General features: G+C 72.3%; 18 protein-coding genes and 1 pseudogene. 7 read left to right on the forward strand and 12 right to left on the reverse strand.

The window, feature by feature from the left end; translation table 11 throughout:
* Positions 1–209: 209 nt before the first annotated feature.
* From HED23_RS24335 to HED23_RS24350, 4 genes are all read left to right on the forward strand, one after another.
* A complete protein-coding gene (locus HED23_RS24335; protein ID WP_203185514.1) occupies positions 210–782 on the forward strand; it encodes a dihydrofolate reductase family protein in 573 nt (190 codons plus the stop codon).
* A gap of 322 nt (positions 783–1,104) precedes the next feature.
* Positions 1,105–1,263, forward strand: coding sequence for a hypothetical protein (locus HED23_RS24340; protein WP_203185515.1), 159 nt, complete (start codon positions 1,105–1,107; stop codon positions 1,261–1,263).
* 66 nt (positions 1,264–1,329) lie between these two features.
* Entirely contained in the window at positions 1,330–1,563 is a 234-nt protein-coding gene (locus tag HED23_RS24345; protein WP_203185516.1) for a hypothetical protein, read from the forward strand.
* 64 nt (positions 1,564–1,627) lie between these two features.
* Positions 1,628–2,842: a TerD family protein gene (locus tag HED23_RS24350; RefSeq protein ID WP_203185517.1), complete on the forward strand. Its 1,215-nt coding sequence runs from the start codon at positions 1,628–1,630 to the stop codon at positions 2,840–2,842.
* Positions 2,843–2,952: 110 nt separating this feature from the next.
* Here the strand turns inward: HED23_RS24350 and HED23_RS24355 are convergent, their stop codons facing one another.
* The 6 genes from HED23_RS24355 to HED23_RS24380 form a co-directional block, all read right to left on the reverse strand.
* Complete coding sequence (locus tag HED23_RS24355) at positions 2,953–3,183, reverse strand: hypothetical protein (protein ID WP_014156926.1); 231 nt, start codon at positions 3,181–3,183, stop codon at positions 2,953–2,955.
* 453 nt (positions 3,184–3,636) lie between these two features.
* Positions 3,637–5,124 carry an alkaline phosphatase PhoX gene (locus HED23_RS24360; protein ID WP_203185518.1) on the reverse strand — a complete coding sequence of 496 codons (1,488 nt, stop codon included), beginning with the start codon at positions 5,122–5,124 and terminating at the stop codon, positions 3,637–3,639.
* 272 nt (positions 5,125–5,396) lie between these two features.
* Positions 5,397–7,715: an esterase-like activity of phytase family protein gene (locus HED23_RS24365; protein ID WP_203185519.1), complete on the reverse strand. Its 2,319-nt coding sequence runs from the start codon at positions 7,713–7,715 to the stop codon at positions 5,397–5,399.
* A gap of 244 nt (positions 7,716–7,959) precedes the next feature.
* A complete protein-coding gene (locus HED23_RS24370) occupies positions 7,960–9,429 on the reverse strand; it encodes a hypothetical protein (RefSeq protein WP_203185520.1) in 1,470 nt (489 codons plus the stop codon).
* A 116-nt stretch (positions 9,430–9,545) separates the two neighbouring features.
* Positions 9,546–10,253 (reverse strand): antibiotic biosynthesis monooxygenase, encoded by a 708-nt coding sequence (locus tag HED23_RS24375; protein WP_203185521.1) that lies wholly within the window; start codon positions 10,251–10,253, stop codon positions 9,546–9,548.
* 84 nt (positions 10,254–10,337) lie between these two features.
* The gene (locus tag HED23_RS24380) at positions 10,338–10,973 is read right to left on the reverse strand and encodes a DUF4232 domain-containing protein (protein WP_203185522.1); all 636 of its coding nucleotides are present in this window, start codon (positions 10,971–10,973) and stop codon (positions 10,338–10,340) included.
* Positions 10,974–11,114: 141 nt separating this feature from the next.
* Between HED23_RS24380 and dapA the strand changes: the two genes are divergently transcribed.
* On the forward strand, positions 11,115–11,999 hold the full coding sequence (dapA, locus tag HED23_RS24385; protein ID WP_203185523.1) for a 4-hydroxy-tetrahydrodipicolinate synthase: 885 nt from the start codon (positions 11,115–11,117) through the stop codon (positions 11,997–11,999).
* Here dapA and dapD read toward each other — a convergent pair.
* Positions 11,996–12,994, reverse strand: a complete 999-nt coding sequence (gene dapD / locus HED23_RS24390) for a 2,3,4,5-tetrahydropyridine-2,6-dicarboxylate N-succinyltransferase (protein WP_203185524.1) — start codon at positions 12,992–12,994, stop codon at positions 11,996–11,998. The two genes, dapA and dapD, sit on opposite strands and share 4 nt — an antisense overlap.
* A 205-nt stretch (positions 12,995–13,199) precedes the next feature.
* On the opposite strand from dapD, the pseudogene HED23_RS24395 reads away from it, so the two are divergent.
* A pseudogene (locus HED23_RS24395) lies at positions 13,200–13,484 on the forward strand (HxlR family transcriptional regulator); the annotation flags it as partial.
* A gap of 6 nt (positions 13,485–13,490) precedes the next feature.
* On the opposite strand, the gene HED23_RS24400 reads toward HED23_RS24395, so the two are convergent.
* Both HED23_RS24400 and HED23_RS24405 read right to left on the reverse strand, forming a co-directional pair.
* Positions 13,491–14,042 carry a TetR/AcrR family transcriptional regulator gene (locus tag HED23_RS24400; RefSeq protein ID WP_203185526.1) on the reverse strand — a complete coding sequence of 184 codons (552 nt, stop codon included), beginning with the start codon at positions 14,040–14,042 and terminating at the stop codon, positions 13,491–13,493.
* Entirely contained in the window at positions 14,042–14,431 is a 390-nt protein-coding gene (locus HED23_RS24405; protein ID WP_274383057.1) for a DMT family transporter, read from the reverse strand. The genes HED23_RS24400 and HED23_RS24405 overlap by 1 nt, the downstream gene beginning before the upstream one ends.
* Before the next feature lie 182 nt (positions 14,432–14,613).
* Between HED23_RS24405 and HED23_RS24410 the strand changes: the two genes are divergently transcribed.
* Positions 14,614–15,672, forward strand: a complete 1,059-nt coding sequence (locus tag HED23_RS24410) for a hypothetical protein (protein WP_238442091.1) — start codon at positions 14,614–14,616, stop codon at positions 15,670–15,672.
* Positions 15,673–15,823: 151 nt separating this feature from the next.
* On the opposite strand, the gene HED23_RS24415 is transcribed toward HED23_RS24410, so the two are convergent.
* From HED23_RS24415 to sufU, 3 genes are all read right to left on the reverse strand, one after another.
* The gene (locus tag HED23_RS24415) at positions 15,824–16,312 is read right to left on the reverse strand and encodes a hypothetical protein (protein ID WP_203185529.1); all 489 of its coding nucleotides are present in this window, start codon (positions 16,310–16,312) and stop codon (positions 15,824–15,826) included.
* A 493-nt stretch (positions 16,313–16,805) separates the two neighbouring features.
* Positions 16,806–17,144, reverse strand: coding sequence for a metal-sulfur cluster assembly factor (locus HED23_RS24420; protein WP_014045248.1), 339 nt, complete (start codon positions 17,142–17,144; stop codon positions 16,806–16,808).
* Positions 17,141–17,596, reverse strand: a complete 456-nt coding sequence (sufU, locus tag HED23_RS24425) for a Fe-S cluster assembly sulfur transfer protein SufU (RefSeq protein WP_203185530.1) — start codon at positions 17,594–17,596, stop codon at positions 17,141–17,143. The genes HED23_RS24420 and sufU overlap by 4 nt, the downstream gene beginning before the upstream one ends.
* Positions 17,597–17,598: the final 2 nt, after the last annotated feature.

Below are 17,598 nucleotides of genomic sequence, written 5' to 3' on the forward strand. Positions count from 1 at the left end.
GCTCGCGGAACCGCCGCGTTTCCGGGGGAGGCCGGGCCGCTCCCGCAGGGGAGGGCCGGGGCCGCCGGGAGCGGAACGAGCGACGGCCGATGAGTTTCCCCGTGCTCTTCGGTCATAACCACGATCGGCTCACCACGGCCGCGAGAACGGTCGTAGCATGCACCGACCGAAACCGCCGGTATCGGGACACGGAACACGGGGAACACACGATGCGCACTCTGATCAGCACCGCCTTCATCTCGCTCGACGGCGTCGTCGAGGGCCCGGGCGGGGAGCCCGGTTACCGGAACTCCGGATGGACGTTCAAGGACGTCGACTTCCTCCCCGAGGCCTTCGAGATCAAGGGCCGGGAGCAGAAGGAGGCCACCGCGATGCTGCTGGGCCGCACCAGTTACCAGGCCTTCAGTCAGGTGTGGCCCGACATGGAGGACTTCGCCGACTACAAACCGATGCCGAAGTACGTCGTCTCCACCACGCTCGACGAGCACGACCTGGTGCGGAACTGGGGCGAGACCACCATCCTGCGCTCACTGGACGACGTCGCCGCGCTGAAGGAGACCGAGGGCGGCCCGATCATCGTCCACGGCAGCGCCACCCTCAACCAGAACCTGTCCGACGCCGGCCTCGTCGACCGCTATCACCTGCTCGTCTTCCCCCTCCTCCTCGGAGCGGGCAAGCGACTCTTCAGCACCACGGACAAGGACACCCAGAAGCTGGAGCTCGTCGAGCACGAGGCCTACGCCAACGGCCTCCAGAAGAACGTCTTCGACGTCGTCCGCTGACGCGGCACCCGGGCGTCGCGACTGCCGCGCGTACGGATCCCGTGCCGTCACCGCGGCCGGCCCGTCGGACGAGGCGGTTCCGGGACCGGCACGGGCGCGGGACCGGCACGGGCGCGGGACCGGCACGGGACCGGGACCGGCACGGGACCGGGCCTCGCCCGCCCGTGGCCGTTATGCCGGGAGGAAAGCACCAACTCACCCGCCGGTCCCCGGGGCGGAGTCGTGATGACCGGTTTCACGACGTGTGGGAGGTACCCGTGCTCCAGGCCGTGGGGCGCGCCGTGCGCTCGTCGCCGTACCGGCCGGTACGGGAGGGCCGCTGGTGGCCGCTCTCGGCGCGGCCGGGGCCCGGCGCCTCTCGGGCGGAGCGATCGCGGTGCTCGGGCTGACCGCCGGGGGGTGCCTCGCCCTGCGGGCACGCGGCGGCCGGACGCCCCGGAGACAGCCGGCCACCGCCCCGGAGGACCGTGCGCCCGAGTGACGGCCGAGGAGTGGTCCGACCGGTAAATCACACGACTCGCAGCCTCGGGTCGGGCACGATACGGCCATGCCGAAACCTTCCGGATTCCAGTACGAGCGGCACGGCGACGAGAGCGTCACGCTCACCCATCACGGACGTCCCGCGGGCACCCTGCGCGGCGGCCGTGCGGAGAAGTTCCTCGCGGAGGTGACGTCGGGCGACGCCCAGCTCGTCATGGCCCGCTGGACGGGCGCGTACAGGCACGGCAACGAGCGCACGGCCCGCGAGCACCCCCGCAACCGTGCCCGGGGCGGGCGCTGAGCCGTACGGAGCAAGCCCGCGAAGGTAAGGGAACGGCAAAGCCGGGTCGTTCGTTACCCCGTGCATGACCGCAATGACCCCCGGCTCGAACATCCCTCTCTCCGCCGCCCGCGTGGCGGTGGACGTCGCCGCACCCGTGCGGCTCGACGTCTCGGGCCTGCTGCTCACCGCCGACGGCAAGGTGCGCTCCGACGACGACTTCATCTTCTACAACCAGCCCTCGGGCCCCGGCGTGACCTACCGCTCGGGCGGCGGGTCCGCGCCCGACGCGATCGTGGTGGACACCACGGCCGTGCCGCCGGGCATCGAGAAGATCGTCGTCACAGCGAGCCCTGACGCCGCGGGACAGACCTTCCAGGGCGTGGAGCCCACCGCCACCGTGCGCAACGCGGACGACGGCAGCGCGCTCGCCACCTTCACGCCGCCGCAGCTGGGCGGCGAGACGGCGCTGGTGGTCATCGAGATCTACCTGCGCAACGGCGCCTGGAAGGCCCGCGCGGTCGGCCAGGGCTACGCGAACGGACTGGCCGGCATCGCCACGGACTTCGGCGTCTCGGTGGAGGAGCCCGCCGCGGCGGCGCCCGCTCCCGCGGCCGCACCCGTGGCACCGCCGGCAGCCGCACCCGTGGATCCCCGGATCGCCCCGCCGGCCCCCGCGGCACCGCCCACGCCGCCCGCGCCGCCCGCACCCGCGGGCTCGGGCAAGATCAACCTCGACAAGGGGAAGGTCAGCCTCCAGAAGAACCAGACCGTGTCCCTGGTCAAGGGCGGCAAGCCGCTGCTCTCGCAGGTCAAGATGGGCCTCGGCTGGGAGCCCGCGTTCCGCGGCAAGGACATCGACCTCGACGCCTCGGTGATCGCCTACGGCCCCAACCGCAACCACCTGGACAGCTGCTACTTCGGCAAGCTCTCCATCCTGAACGGCGCGATCAAGCACTCCGGCGACAACCTCACGGGCGAGGGCGCGGGCGACGACGAGGTGATCGTCGTGGACCTCGGCCGCATCCCCCCGGACGCGACGGGCCTGGTCTTCACGGTCAACTCCTTCACCGGGCAGAAGTTCACCGAGGTCGCGAAGGCCTACTGCCGGCTGATCGACGCGGCCACCGGCGAGGAGCTGGTCCGCTTCGACCTGACCGGCGCGGAGCCGCAGACCGGCGTGATGATGGCCAAGCTGATCAAGCAGTTCTCCGGCGAGTGGGAAATGACCGGAATGGGCGAATTCGTGAAGTCGCGGACCGTCCGAGGCATGGTCAAGCCCGCCTCGAAGGCCCTGTAGCGCCGCCACCGGCCCCGGAACGGCTTCCGGGGCACCCGACGGGTTTCCCCTTCAGGTGCCCCGGATCCGGAGAGTCTCCGGTGGGACGCGGTGCGTGCTCGTCCGCCCTCTCAGAGCTTGGTCAGCTTGGAATACGGGCTCAGGATCCTCCCCTGTCGCCCCGAGAAATCGATGAGCACTGCGTCGTTGTCGCCCTCGACAGCAAGGACTCGGCCGAGTCCGAACTGGTCGTGCGACACCCTGTCGCCCACATCGAAGCATTCGACCGGTGGGGCCGCCTGGGCCGGGCGGTTGAAGGGACTGGAAGGCAGGTGACGCCGGGAACCGGCTGACTGTTTCATTACGGTCGAGTATGCGCCCTGTAAGCGCCCGACGCCATGCCCGACCGCCCCGGAGCGGGCAGTAGTGCCGCATTCGTAATCAGCGGTTCCAGGGCCGGTCCGCGCTTCCGGGCGCTTCCGGCAGCGGGCACCATGCGGAACATCACACCGGAAAGACCCCCGAAGGTGTGGCGGTTCGAGCCTCCCGACGACGCGCGGCCGGCCCGGCGGCCGACGAGGTTCCAGGTGAGGACGCGCACCGTCGGCGCGATGCCGCGGTCACATCGCCGCAGCACGCGCGACGGGCGGTGACACGCGGCAGCCGGTCGCGCGCGGCGGTGCGGCACCGGTGCGCGCGGTGTCCGGGCTTCGACGCAGGGCGTCGTCGCGGGCGCCGGTGCGCGGCACCACCCGTACGGACCGGCCCCGTCCAGGTCGCCGATGGCCTCCGGGAGGCCGGACCTCCGCCGGGGCTCACCCCTGCGCGACGTCACCGCCGCGCTCACGCCTGTCCGGCTGGCGCTTCCACGGCCCGGTGATGGCGAGCATGATGCCGGGGTTCTGGATGTTGGCGAACAGCGTCTTGCCGTCCGGGGAGAAGGTGACCCCGGCGATCTCGCTGTAGGAGGGGTCGTCCTCCGTGCCGGCGTTGAGGTCGTTGCGTGCGATCGGGTAGGTGCGGCCGCTGTCGGTGGCGCCGAAGAGGTGCTGGATCCCGTTGCCGTCCTCGGAGATCACGATGCCGCCGTACGGGGACACGGTGATGTTGTCCGGTCCGTCGAAGGCGCCGTCGACGGACGGGTCCGGGTTGACACCGAGGAGCACCTTGAGGGTGATCGTGCGGCGCTTGGGGTCGTAGAACCAGACCTGGCCGTCGTGTGCCACCGGGCTCTCCCCCCGGGCGTACGAGGAGACGAAGTAGGCACCGCCGTCGCCCCACCACATGCCCTCGAGCTTGCGGGCGCGGGTGACCTCGCCGTCGGTGAACTGCTTGCGCACGGAGACGGTCCTCGCGTCCCGGTCGGGTACGTCGACCCAGTCCACCCCGTAGACGGTGCCGATCTCCGTGGCGCGGGACAGGTCGTCGACGAACGCGCCCTTACGGTCGAAGCACTTGGTGGCCTGGAGGACACCGGCGTCGTCGGCGAGGGTCCGCAGCTTGCCCCGGCCGTGCTTGAAGCCGTGCGGCGGGACCCAGCGGTAGAGCAGGCCGTTGGGGCCGGACGCGTCCTCGGTCAGGTAGGCGTGTCCGCGCCTGGGGTCGATGACGACGGCCTCGTGGGCGAAGCGGCCGAAGGCCTTGACGGGGCGCGGGTCGCGGTTGGCGCGCCTGTCGTACGGGTCGACCTCGAAGACGTAGCCGTGGTCCTTGAGGAGGCCGTTCTTGCCGGCCCTGTCCTCGGTCTCCTCGCAGGTGAGCCAGGTGCCCCACTCCGTGCTGCCGCCCGCGCAGTTGGTCGACGTACCCGCGATGCCGACCCACTCGGCGGTGCGGCCGTCGCGGCGGGTCTCCACGACCGTGCAGCCGCCGGCCGCGACCGGGTCGTAGACGAGGCCCTCGATGAGCGGGACGGGGTACTCCCAGCCGGCCCGGGTGCCGCTCAGCTCGTGGTTGTTGACCAGGAGGGTGACGCCTCGGGAGCCTTCGAAGGCGGCCGTGCCGTCATGGTTGGAGGGGGTGAACTCGCCGCTCTCGAGCTTGGTGACACCGCTGTGCGTGACGATCCGGTACGAGAATCCGGCGGGCAGCGCGAGAACGCCCTTCGGGTCGTCGATCAGCGGACCGTAGCCCGGCTCCTTGCCGTGCCCGTGCCCGTGGTGCCCGTCGCCCCGGTCGTGCCGTGCGTCGTCGGCGGCCAGCGCGCCGGGTGCGGTCGCCAGGGCGCCCACGGCGCCGGTGAGGGCGATGCCCGCGCCGGTGAGAGCGGACGATCTGGTGAATTCCCTGCGGGTGAAGGACATCGCGGACTCCTGGTGAACACGACCGAGTGGTTGGCGCGATCACGTTCCCTCTCCCGCACCAACTCCAGCTGAACACCACCCGGCGCGCCGGGGGCCTTCATCTCAACCCGGCCCACGGTTCGGGACGAACCAGCCCGAAAAGCAGACCACATTCAGCCACGACGGGCCGGAAACGACTGGTCCGGCAAGGGCTGGACGCGACACGGCCGCCCGCACCGCGGGCGGTGGAGGCGGCCGTGGTCCGGGCGTTCCCGCCCGGGTGGCGGCATGGCTCAGTCGCGGCCGAAGACCTTCCGGGCGGTTCCCAGGTCGAGGAAGACCGTCTCCCCCGTGGAGTCGTCCAGGCCGTCGTTGTCGGTGACGGCGTACACGCGGCCGTTGCCGGCCACGGTGAGGCCTTCCAGCTTCTCCTGCGTCCAGCCCCTGGTGGCCCTCAGGTCGGGCAGCACGTCGTGGGCGAGGGTCTTCGGGAGCACGGTGAGCGCGCCTCGCGGGGCGGCGGTCCTGGGCAGGCCGACCGTGTAGATCCTCTTGACCCTGGCGGCCGGGCCGTTCAGCTTGTCGCGCTCGATGACGGCGAGCTCGTCCCCCACCACGGTGATCTCCGACAGGCCGATCCAGTCGCCGGGTGCGGTGGTGGTGCCGAGCCGGTAGCCGTACCAGCTCCAGGTACCGGCCCGGACGTCGTAGCGGCCGAGCCGGACCACGCCGGCCGGGTCGGTACCGACCGCGCGCTGGAGCGTCGCCCAGACGATCTCGCGGCCGTCGCGGTCCGTGGTGGCGGTGACACCTTCGAAGCCCTGCGCGCCGAGCCCTGCGGCGACGTCGGACGGGACCGGGACGACCTGCCGGGTGACGCCGTGACGGTCCAGGCGGACCAGTTGGTTGCCGGCACCCGTCTTCCCCTCGACAGCGAGCCAGAAGCCGCCCTGCGGGCGGGCGTGGATTCCTTCGGCGTCGTAACCGACGGGTTCGCCCGCGGCGTCCCTGACGGTCAGCTCACGCTTGATGACGGCGGGCTCGCGGTCCGCGTCGATCGTGAGGATGCGGGTGGTGGAGTACGCGGCGTCGGTGACGGTGTACAGCTCGTCGGCGCGCCCCGGCACGGCCGACAGGGCGCCGAGCGCGCCCCAGCCGATGGGGGTCCCCGTGGAGTCGGAGGCCGAGACGAGCGAGGGGTGGGAGGGCGTGCCCTTGCCGAGTCGGAACAGGCTGACCGAGGCGCGCACGCCGGCCTCGGCGTCGTCCTCCTCGCTGGAGACCGCGAGCAGTCCGCGTGAGGGGATCGGCAGCAGGCCCTCGGGGCTGTTGGTGGCCGGCAGCACCTGTTGGAAGACCGGCCGGGTGGGCCTGCTGACGTCGTAGACGGCGACGAAGTTGCTGCGCTCGGAGCCGACGAAGGCATAGCGCACACCGCCGTACGTGGCGATCGCCAGCCCTTCGGGCTCGGTGCCCTTGTTCTCCGAGCGGTCGTCGTTCAGCAGGCCGTGGCGCGCCGCGGTGTGCTCGAAGCTGTTGCCGGCGTCCCAGACGACCTTGCCGGTGCGGCTGTCGAAGACGGTCCAGCCGCGGGTGCCGCCCTTCCAGTCGCCCTCGTTGGCGGTGGCCAGGTAGCGGTCGTCGATCCAGCCGAGTGCGTCGGGTTCGCGCGGCACGTCGGTGATGGACCCGGTCTGGTCGACGATGCCGTCCTCGACGGTGTCGATGCCCTCGACGGACGCCGTGCCGGCGGTGAACGCCTTGGTGAGGCGCCCCGACGCCAGGTCGATCATGACGACGCCGTTGTTCTCCTGGAGGGGCACGGCGAGCTGACCACGGCTGTTGACGGAGACGTACTCCGGCTCCGGATCGGTGGGCTCGGTGATCCCGGCGGCCACCAGCGCGGGAAGCGCGGAGCCGTCCGCGCCGGTCAGGGGCACCGCGCGGGTGGACCACCGGGCGGGCGAGGAGCCCTTGAGGTCGACGATCTGCACGAATCCGGCGGGCACCTGCGGGAGGTCGCCCTCCTCGCCGCCCGCCGGAGTGGCCTCCTCGTCGCGCTCGTTCTCGATGGCGACGGCGGCGTACCGCTCGTCCTTGCTGACCGCGATCGAATCGGGCTGCCCGCCCAGGTCATGACTGGCCACCCGCTCGCGGGTGCGCAGCGAGATGACGTCGAGACGGCCGGACGGCCGGGCGTAGCTCGCGCTGGTGTTCACGACGACCAGCACGTACCGGCCGACGACCGACACCGAGGTCGGCTCGTCCTCTGCGTCGCCCAGCTCGGCCAGGGAGAGCGTGCCGAGCCCCTTGGGCCGGCCGGCGTCGCTGATGTCGAGGAAACCGATCCGCCTGGCGGCGGCGTCGGTGTACACGAGGGTGCGGCCGTCCTCGCTGGTCGCGGAGATCTCCGCGACCGTCTGCGCCGCTTCGTCCTCGCCGGCCGGCCGGTTCTGGAACACCGGGTAGGTGGCGGCGCGTGCGAAGGCCACCGGCCCGGGGCCGCGGTCGCCGCCGTGCGGCTGACCCGCGCTCGCCACACCTGCGCCCGCCAGGGTGCCCGCAGTCACGGCCAGCACCGCGAGTGCGGCACAGGTTCTCTTCGGGAGCATCGTTCCTCCGGATCGGTTCACTGGGAACCGGATGCTCGCAGCCGTGGGCCATGGCCGACCGGACGCGCGGTGAACGGACGGCGAAGATCAGGAAGACCACCGGAGACCGGCGGGGCCGCGGCAGCCTCTGCCGCGACCCCCGTCCCGTGACCCGTCACCCCCGACCCGTCACCCCCGACCCATGACCAGCGGCCGGCGGCCGGCGGCCGGCAACCGTCACCCGTGACCGCCCAGTGCCTGTGTGTCAGTCCGTCTGCCGGGACCGCGCCTTGTACGCCGCCTTGCGGGCGGCCTTCGCGGCGCCGCGGTCACTGTGGAGGCGGCCCATCGCCTCCAGCACCTCCGCCGTGGCGGGGTGCTCCACCCGCCACGCCTCGTCGAAGAAGCCGCTGTGCTGGCCGGAGAGCCCCTCCACCAGCCCCTGGAGCTCGTCCAGGTCGCCGTCGGCGTCCAGTTGAGCGGCGATGGTGTCCACGGCGAGCCAGAAGATCATCGCCTCCGGAGGCGCCGGCACATCCGTCGCGCCGCGCTCCGCGAGCCAGACCCGTGACAACCCGCCGAGCTCGGCATCGTCGAGTACCGCACGCACCGCGGGCTCGGCCTCAGGCCCGACGAGGGCGAGTGCCTGCTGGCAGTGGAGCCTGCGCAGCGGGGCGCGCCGGTCGGCGCCGCGCGCCGCGTCCAGGAGTTCCGCCGCCGCGGTCTCCGCGCCCTCCGCCCCGCGCCTGCCTAGCCACAGACCGACCTCGGTGCGCGCGGCCTCCTCGGGGTAGTACGCGATGCCGTCGAGGAGGGCGTCGGCCCCCTTGTCCGCGAGGTCACCGACGGCCGGCGCGTCGACGCCGGCCTCCAGCATCCGCTCGCGGATGCCGTAGAGACCGAGCGGGGTCAGCTTCACCATGCCGTAGCGGGTGACGTCCTCGTCGTCGACGGGCGGGGTCGCTTCCTCGCCCTCCTCGGTCAGCAACGTCTCGTCGACCGGCCGGTACTGGACGATCCCGATGGGTTCGAGGACCCGGAACTGGTCGTCCAGCCGCATCATCACCTCCGACACCTGTTCCAGGACGTCGTCGGTGGGCTCCGCCATGTCCTCGGGCACGACCATCGACGCGGCGAGCGCGGGCAGCGGCACGGGGGCGTCGGCGGACCCGGCCTCCGAGAGGGTCAGCAGGTAGAGGTTGCCGAGCACCCCGTCGAGGAATTCGGCCTCCTCCTCCGGGTCCCAGTCCAGGGCGTCGAAGTCGACACTGCCGTCCTCGCCGATGAGGTCGGCGAAGTCGTCGAAGGCCGGGGCGGTGGCGTCCGCGTGCACGGCCTCCAGGCCGTCGAGCCAGATCGCGAGGACGTCCTGCGGGGAGCCGGAGGTCAGCAGGGCCAGGTTCTCGCCGACCGTGACGGTGCCTTCCTCGTCGCCGTCCTCGTCGTCGGCGTCCTGCGGGTCCTCGAACTCGACGAGCCCCGTGTCGACGGCGAGACGCCACGCCTCGCTGGCATAGGCCGCGCCGTCCTCGTCGTCGCCGAGCCCGAGGTGCTCGGCGGCCTCGGGCAACTGCGCGTCGACGAGTTCACCGCCGGCGCCCACCCGGGTCCCGGGTCCCGCCCAGCGTGCCAGCCGGACGGCGCGGACGAGCAGCGGGGCCGCCAGCGCGTCCCGTGCCAGCTCGGCCTCGGTGTGCAGCCGCACCGGCGGCAGGGAGGGGCGCTCTGCGGACATCAGGGGGTTCTCCTCGGGGCGTGCGCGGGCTGTGTGCAAGGGGCCGGCCCGGTGCCTACGGGTCCTCGGCCGCGGCCCCAGCGTAGACGCATTTCGTCCCGTGCCGCCCGGTTCTGCTACAGGCCCGCCGTGAGGCTGAGCGCGGGGGTGTAGCGGTGCACGCCGCCGCCTGTCATGCCCGGGTAATTCTGGACCCGCTCCCACTGCGGCGTCAGGGTCCCGACGCCTCCGCCACCGGACGCGAGTGCGTCGATGTGGTCCTGCGCGGTCTCCCACTCGGCGTAGTTGAGCACGCGGTCCCCCGCCGTACCGACGTGGAAGTGTGCGGCGATCCCGCCGGGTGACGGCTCCGGTTCGGACCCCAGTGCTTCGAACACGGCATCCACCCAGCCCCGTTGACGGGCGGGGTCCGGTCCCGCGAACTCGACGTCGACGACCACGACGCAGCCCGGCTCGCGGGTGCTGATGCCCAGGGGTCCCGAACGGTAGTGCTCGAAGGTCTGCGGCCCGAGCCGCTCGATACCGGGCACGGCCGCGTCGATCTCCGCGTTCCGTGCGTCACGGCCGCTCCGCGCGAACTCCTGGTACGCGTCCTCGCCGGACCACTGCGAGTAGTGGAACAGCGTCCTCCCGTCCTCCCCGGTGTGCACGGTGTACGAGAGGAGCCCGGGGTGCGGCCAGGGGCGACCGCCCCAGGCCGCACGGACGGCTTCGACCGCCTCTCGCTGCCGCTCGGGGGTACCGGCGTCCCAGGTACTGGCCTTGACGATGCCCACGCCGGAACGGGTGAGGTCAGGACGGGAGTTGAACTGTACGGGCGTCATGGCGCGGTCCTCTCCGGGCGCGCCCCTGTGGTGCGCCCGCGATCACCACCCTCATATGTCGAGTGCGCTTGAGGTCAAGGCCGGTCAGCCGGGCGGCCCCGCACGCCAGGCCGTCGTGTTCAGCTCGTCCATCAGGCGTATGTCGTGGCCCTCCAGCGGGAAGACCCGCGCCCCCGTGTCCGGAGCGGCCGCGATCTCCAGGGCGTCGCCCTCGATGAGGTCGCCGCCCTCCTTGGTGGAGACCCAGGCCAGCGTCGACCTGACGCTCGCACCGGGCTTCAGCAGTACCTCCTCCGGCCCCTCGTCGTCGCCGAACATCGATCCCCCGGCGTTCACCGGGACGGGTATGCGCTCGCCGTCGTCGCCCAGCGCACGGACGGACGGGTAGCCGTGTACGCGGTAGGGCTTCTTCCCGCAGTTGGTGAGAGTGAGCGTGACGGCGCGGTGGAACATCGCCGTCTCGACGGGGCCCATCCCGACGGTCACCCCGGAGACGGGGCAGTCACCGGCGGGCGCCCCAGGGGTGGGCGCGCCCTGGGCGGGAGCGTTCGCCGTGGCCCCGGGCTCCGGCTCGGACCGCGCCGGCCGTGTCGTGCCGGCGGGGCTCCGCTCCGGGTCCGGCTCCCCCTCACCCGCGGGGACGAGGAATCCGGCACAGCCGGACAGCGTCAGCGCGGCCGCCGCGGACACGGCTGCCGAGATCGTCTTCCGTACGCGCATGCCGTGTACCCCACCCCTGGAACGGTCCGCCGCCGATTCGTTCGATCATGTCAGACCGCCTCCCACCGTTCAGCGTCTCTTGCACGTCGACCCAAGCAGATCTAAGTGGACCCGCACGGGCCGGGCGCCGAGACTGCGGAGATGACATCCCACACTGCCAGGCCGTTCGGCCGCGCCCTCTGCGCCATGATCACGCCGTTCACCGCCGCGGGTGAGCTGGACCTCGACGCCGCCCGCCGTCACGCCGCCGGTCTCGTCGCGGACGGCTGCGACGGCCTCGTGCTCAGCGGCACCACAGGCGAGTCACCGACGACCACCGACGAGGAGAAGACCGCGCTGCTGCGGGCCGTCCGGGAGGCGGTCGGCGACACGGTCCCGCTCGTCGCGGGAGTGGGCAGTGCCGACACCCGGCACACGGTCCGGCTCGCGCGGGAGGCCGAGGCGGCGGGGGCCGACGGGCTGCTGGTGGTGACCCCGTACTACAGCCGTCCGCCGCAGGCAGCGGTGGAGGCACACTTCCTCCGGGTCGCGGAGGCGACGGGCATCGGGCTGATGCTGTACGACATCCCGGGCCGCACCGGCACGAGGATCGAACCGGCGACGTTGCTGCGTCTGGCGGAACACCCGCGCGTCCTCGCCGTCAAGGACTGCTCGTACGACCTGCTGGCGGCGGCCAAGGTGATGGCGCGGACCTCGCTGGCGTACTACTCGGGCTGCGAGGAGCTGAACCTCCCGCTCTACGCGCTCGGCGGGGCCGGCTACGTCAGTACGGTGGCCAACTCGGCTCCGCGTCAGATGCGGGCCGTGCTGGACGCGTTCGACGTCGGCGACACCGCGGAGGCTGCCCGTCTCAACGGGCTCACCACCCCGCTGATCGAGGCCATGATGGCCGCCGGCCTGCCCGGCACGGTCACGGCGAAGGCGCTTCTGGACGCGGGTCCGGTCCGTGAACCGCTGCAGCCCGCCGGCCGCGAGGCGACCGACGGGCTGCGTGCGGTGTACGAGGAACTCCTCGCCGCCGACTAGTCGTTGCTGTGCAGGATGTCGTTGAGCCCGTCCCACACCGCGTTGTTCGGGCGGGCCTCGACGGCACCGGTGACCGAGTTGCGGCGGAAGAGGATGTTCGAGGCGCCGGACAGCTCGCGCGCCTTGACGACCTGGCCGTCCGGCATGGTGACCCGGGTGCCGGCCGTGACGTACAGCCCGGCCTCGACCACGCACTCGTCGCCGAGCGCGATCCCGATTCCGGCCTCGGCACCGATCAGGCAGCGCTGCCCGATGGAGATCCGCTCCTTGCCGCCGCCGGACAGAGTGCCCATGGTGGACGCGCCGCCGCCGATGTCGGAGCCGTCACCGATGACGACGCCCGCGGAGATGCGGCCCTCGACCATGGAGGTGCCGAGGGTGCCCGCGTTGAAGTTGACGAAGCCCTCGTGCATCACGGTGGTACCCGAGGCCAGGTGCGCCCCGAGCCGGACCCGGTCGGCGTCGGCGATCCGTACGCCCTTGGGCGCGACGTAGTCCGTCATCCGGGGGAACTTGTCCACCGAGGTGACCTGGAGGTGCAGGCCTTCGGCGCGGGCGTTGAGCCGCACCTTCTCCAGGTCGTCGACGGCCACCGGGCCAAGCGACGTCCAGGCGACGTTGGCGAGGAAGCCGAAGATGCCGTCGAGGTTCTGCCCGTGGGGCTGGACGAGACGGTGCGAGAGCAGGTGCAGCCGAAGGTAGGTGTCGTGCGCGTCGAGCGGCTTGTCGTCGAGCGAGGAGATGACCGTGGACACGGCGACGACCTCCACGCCGCGGCGTGCGTCCACACCGATGGCCCTGGCCGCGCCCTCACCGAGACGGTTCACCGCCTCTTCGGGACTCAGGCGCTGCGTGCCGGCCGGCCCGGGCTCGGCGGCGAGCTCGGGGGCGGGGAACCAGGTGTCGAGGACGGTGCCGTCACCGGCGATGGTGGCGAGGCCGGCGGCGACGGCGCCGGTGGTGCGGGCGGAGCCCTGGGAAGTCGTGTCGGTCATGGACAGAAACCTAACCGTCCGAGCCCCGCGTGGGCGAACCGGTCTCAGGTGCCGGAGCGTGTCCGGCTCCTGGAAGGGTCACACCCGTCGGCCGGGGATGTCCGTCCACCACGGCGGTCCGCGCGCGCGGGTGGACACCACCCGGTCCTTCGCGGCCGCCCGGCCGCCGGAGCGGAGCCTCCGCGCCGCGAGTACCGCCCCGCCGGCGGCGGGTGCGACCGTGCACGGCGTGTCCGCCCGACGCCCGCACGAGCAGGAGGTGCTCGCCGAGAAGGAGGGGGTGCGCTTCCCGCTGCTCTTCGACGTCGGGCCGGCACTGACGGCGGCACAGCGGCTGCCGACGTTCCGCGCGGCCGGCGCCACCCGGCCGAAGCGGCCGACACCGGTGGCGGGCCGGGGCCGGACGGTCGCCGAAGCCCTGCCCCCGGTCACGGACTGCGAGGCGTGCGTGCGGACCGCGCACGCGGCCGTCCGCCGGTCCGCCGAGTGAACCGCCTCAGCGGCCGGCCCCGTCCGCGACCCTGGCCAGCATCTCCCTGGTGTACTCCGGGTCGAACTCACCCCCGGTGAGCAGCACCTGGAGGCTGATCCCGTCCAGCAGGGCCGTGAGCGCCCGTGCGGTGGACCGGTCGGTGCGGTCGGCGATCAGTACGGCCAGGGCGTCGGCCCACTCGGCGGCGACCGGCCGCAGGGCGGGCCGCCGCAGGGCCGCGAGGTACAGCTCGTACTCCAACGCCAGAGGCCCGCGCCGCCCTTCCGCGAACCACGCCCCCATCAGCCGGGTCAGCCCGTCGGCGAGCGGGACCGTGGGATCGGAGAAACAAGCGCTCTCCCGCACCGTCCGGGCGAAGCTCTCGTTGCACCGGCGCAGGGCGGCGACCAGCAGTTCGTCGAGCGAGGCGAAGTGATAAGTCGTCGAGCCGAGCGGCACATCGGCCTCGGCGGCCACGGTGCGGTGGCTGAGCCCTCCGATGCCCTGGTCGGCGACGACGCGGATGGCCGCGTCGATGATGCGCTCGCGTCGCTCGGGGTCGTACCGCCGGACCATCAGTGGGCTCCTCCGAGGTTGAGGACGACGACCCCCGCGATGATCAGCGCGATGCCGGCCAGCTTGGCCAGGCCCGCGGACTCACCCATCCAGAGGATGCCGATGGCGGCGACGGCCGCGGTGCCCGCCCCCGCCCAGATGGCATAGGCGGTGCCGATCGACAGCGTCTTGAGGGTCTGGGCCAGCAGTACGAAGGCCAGCACATAGCCCACGACCGTGATGAGCGAGGGCCAGAGCCGGGTGAACCCCTCGCTGTACTTCATGGCCGTCGTCCCGGCCACCTCCGCCGCGATGGCCGCGGCCAGCATCCCGTATCCCATGCGTACAAGCGTACACAACGTTGCGTACGGACGTACATAACGCGTCCGTGCCCGTCGATGGCAGGCCAGGACGGGTCTCGACGCCCACCGGGGACGCTACGGTGTCCGGACCGATACGACCGGATGACAACCGGACGACACGAACAAACGGAGCAGTGGTGGCGCAGGACGCAGGGTGGGGCGGGGGCGCCTACGGGGGCGCGCCGTACGGCGGAAGTCCCTATGGGGGGCCGCCGGGATGGGGTGGCTGGGTGCCGCCTCCGAAGCCAGGGGTGATACCGCTCGCCCCGCTGAGGCTGGGGGACGTGCTGGGCGGGGCGTTCTCGACGATGGGCCGGTACTGGAAGCAGTTGTTCGGCATGGCCGCCGTCCTCTACGGCGGGGCGACGCTCCTGATGGGCGCGGCCGTGGCCGTCGCCTACTCCGCCGTCTCCGACCACCTGGAACGGGTGGTCGCCCTCGACTACGACGAGGCGGCGTCGTCCGCCGACGTCGTTCCGCTCGTGACCGCGGGCTGTCTCCTCGCCCTGCTGGGCATCGCCACCATGGCGATCGTCTCCGGCCTGATGTACGCGGCGGTGCCGGCCGTGCTGCAGGAGGCGGTCCTGGGAAGGTCCGTCACCTTCGCGGCGGTGTGGCGCAAGGCCTGGGCCCGCGTCGTCCCGGTGATCGGCGCGCTGATCCTCACCGCCCTGTTCGCGATCGTGCCCGTACTGCTCGTCATGGCGGCCTTCACGGGGGCGATCATCAGCATCGTCACCATGGACAGCGGTGGCGGGGCCGCCACCGCCATCACGCTGGGCGTCGTCGGCGCCCTGGTCACCGGGCCGTTGGCGGTCTGGCTCTGGATAAAGGTCTGCCTGGCCCCGGCGGCCGTGGTCTTCGAAGGCCAGGGCCCCGTCGCGGCGCTGCGCCGCTCGTCCCAGCTGGTGCGCGGCGACTGGTGGCGGATCTTCGGCATCACACTGCTGGCCGGGCTGATGGCGGCCGTGGCGGGCTACGTCGTCCAGATTCCGTTCTCGTTCATGGGCCTGTTCCCCAGCATGATCGGGGGCGCGTCGCTGGAGGACGACCCGAGCGCCACGGCGGTGGTGGTGGCCATGAGCGGCTATCTGGTCGCGACCCTGCTGGGGGCGACGGCAAGTCAGATCATCTCCACGACGTTCCCGCAGCTGGTGACCGGCCTGCTCTACGTCGACCGGCGGATCCGCACGGAGAACCTGGGCCCGGTACTGGCCGAGGCCGCCGGGGTCCCCGCCCAGGGCCCCTACACGCCGCCGCCGTACGGTGGCGGCGCACCGCAGTGGTGAACCCCCCGTGACCACCGGGCGATCCGGACCGGGGCCGTCGTCGTGACCCCCCGGCCGGGGGCACAGCGGCGGCCCTGGTCCGGTCCCCCGCCGTCGGCTCCGTCCGGAACGGCGCCCCACAGTGCCTGGGGTCGACCCACCCGACGGCGCGTCACCCCGCCCGGGGTGACGCGCCGGGTCTCGCCCCGACGCCGGGCCGCCACCGGGCCGTTCCGCTCGGCCGGCTCCGGGCCGTGGCGGCCGCGCATCGCTCATCGGGGAGTTCACGCACGGAGACGCGCGGGGTGCCGCCCGAGGGAGGACCCACGTCGAAGGCACGGCAGCCACGGACGACCACGCTGTTCACGAAGATGAAGGTCCGAGGCGGCCCGAGCCCCTGCAACTGCGCGACGACGGTGACGGCCTCACCCCGCCGTACGACGTCGACCGCCCCGTCCACCCCCATCACGGGGCGGAACAGCCGGTCGATCTCCGCATCCGTCACAGCGCCGTCGGCGCCGGCCGCGGCCAGCTGCCCCCGGTGCCTTTCGACGTTCTCCCGGAGATCCGTCCGCGCCGCGTCCTCGTCCCGCCCGGGCTGCGTGGCCAACAGGATCCACAGGCCGACGAAGATCACGAGCGCCAGGCCGCACAGCGTCAAGCACCCGTTGAACAGGCAACCGCCCGCCGTGCCTGCCCGGACCTCTGATCTTCTCCCCATGGGCAGAGTCCGGGCGTCCGCCCCACGTCGGACAGTCCATGACGTCAACTCGTTACGGGCCGACCGGAGACGGTCCGCCCGGCCGCACCCCGGTGCCGCGCCGAGTTCCCCGCTGTCGGCGCCCGGAGGCCTCGGCCGTCACGGGGTGCCCTGTCGCAACCGGCCGGTCACGGCCACGGAGTCCGCCACGGGAAGGCGCTCGGCCCGCCCTTGCCGGCAGGCCGCCGGCAGAGTCGGCACGAAGGTGCTCTCCCGCTCGGGGGCGGGGCCGGATACCCACGGTTCACGTCCGGACGGCTCGCGTGTCCACGGCACCGGCGCCGTCTCCCGGTCCGCCGGCAACCCCTCCGCGGGAGCACTCGTCGCCCACGGCGGCCCGGGCACGCGAAACGGCCCCCGGCGGGTGCCGGGGGCCGTCATGCACACGGGTTGATCAGACGTTGAAGCCGAGCGCCCGAAGCTGCTCACGGCCGTCGTCGGTGATCTTGTCCGGGCCCCACGGCGGCATCCAGACCCAGTTGATCCGCAGCTCGCTGACGATGCCGTCGGTGGCGGACTTCGCCTGGTCCTCGATGACGTCGGTCAGCGGACAGGCCGCGGACGTCAGCGTCATGTCGAGTGTCGCGATGTTCGCGTCGTCGACGTGGATACCGTAGATCAGGCCCAGGTTGACGACGTCGATACCCAGCTCGGGGTCGACCACGTCGTACAGCGCCTCGCGGACCTCCTCCTCGGAGGCCGGCTTGGTGGTGAGGGTCTCGTTCTCGCTCATGCCGTCTTCCCTTCGGACAGCGCCTGCGCCGTCGCGTCTTTCCACGCCATCCAGCTCAGCAGCGCGCACTTGACCCGGGCCGGGTACTTGGAGACTCCGGCGAACGCGACCGCGTCCTCCAGGATCTCCTCCATCGCTTCGTCCGGCTCCAGCTGTCCCTTGGACTGCATCAGTTCCAGGAAGGTCTCCTGGATCTTCTGCGCGTCACCGAGCTCCTTGCCGACGAGCAGGTCGTTGAGCACGGAGGCGCTGGCCTGGCTGATGGAGCAGCCCTGGCCCTCGTAACTGACGTCGGCGATGGTCTCGCCGTCGTATTTCACGCGGAGCGTGATCTCGTCGCCGCACGTCGGGTTGACGTGGTGCACCTCGGCGTCGCCGTCCCGCAGGCCACGCCCGTGGGGGTGCTTGTAGTGGTCCAGGATCACTTCCTGGTACATGGAATCAAGCTTCACCA

The sequence above is a fragment of the Streptomyces pratensis genome, from assembly GCF_016804005.1.
Taxonomy (GTDB): Bacteria; Actinomycetota; Actinomycetes; order Streptomycetales; family Streptomycetaceae; genus Streptomyces; species Streptomyces pratensis_A.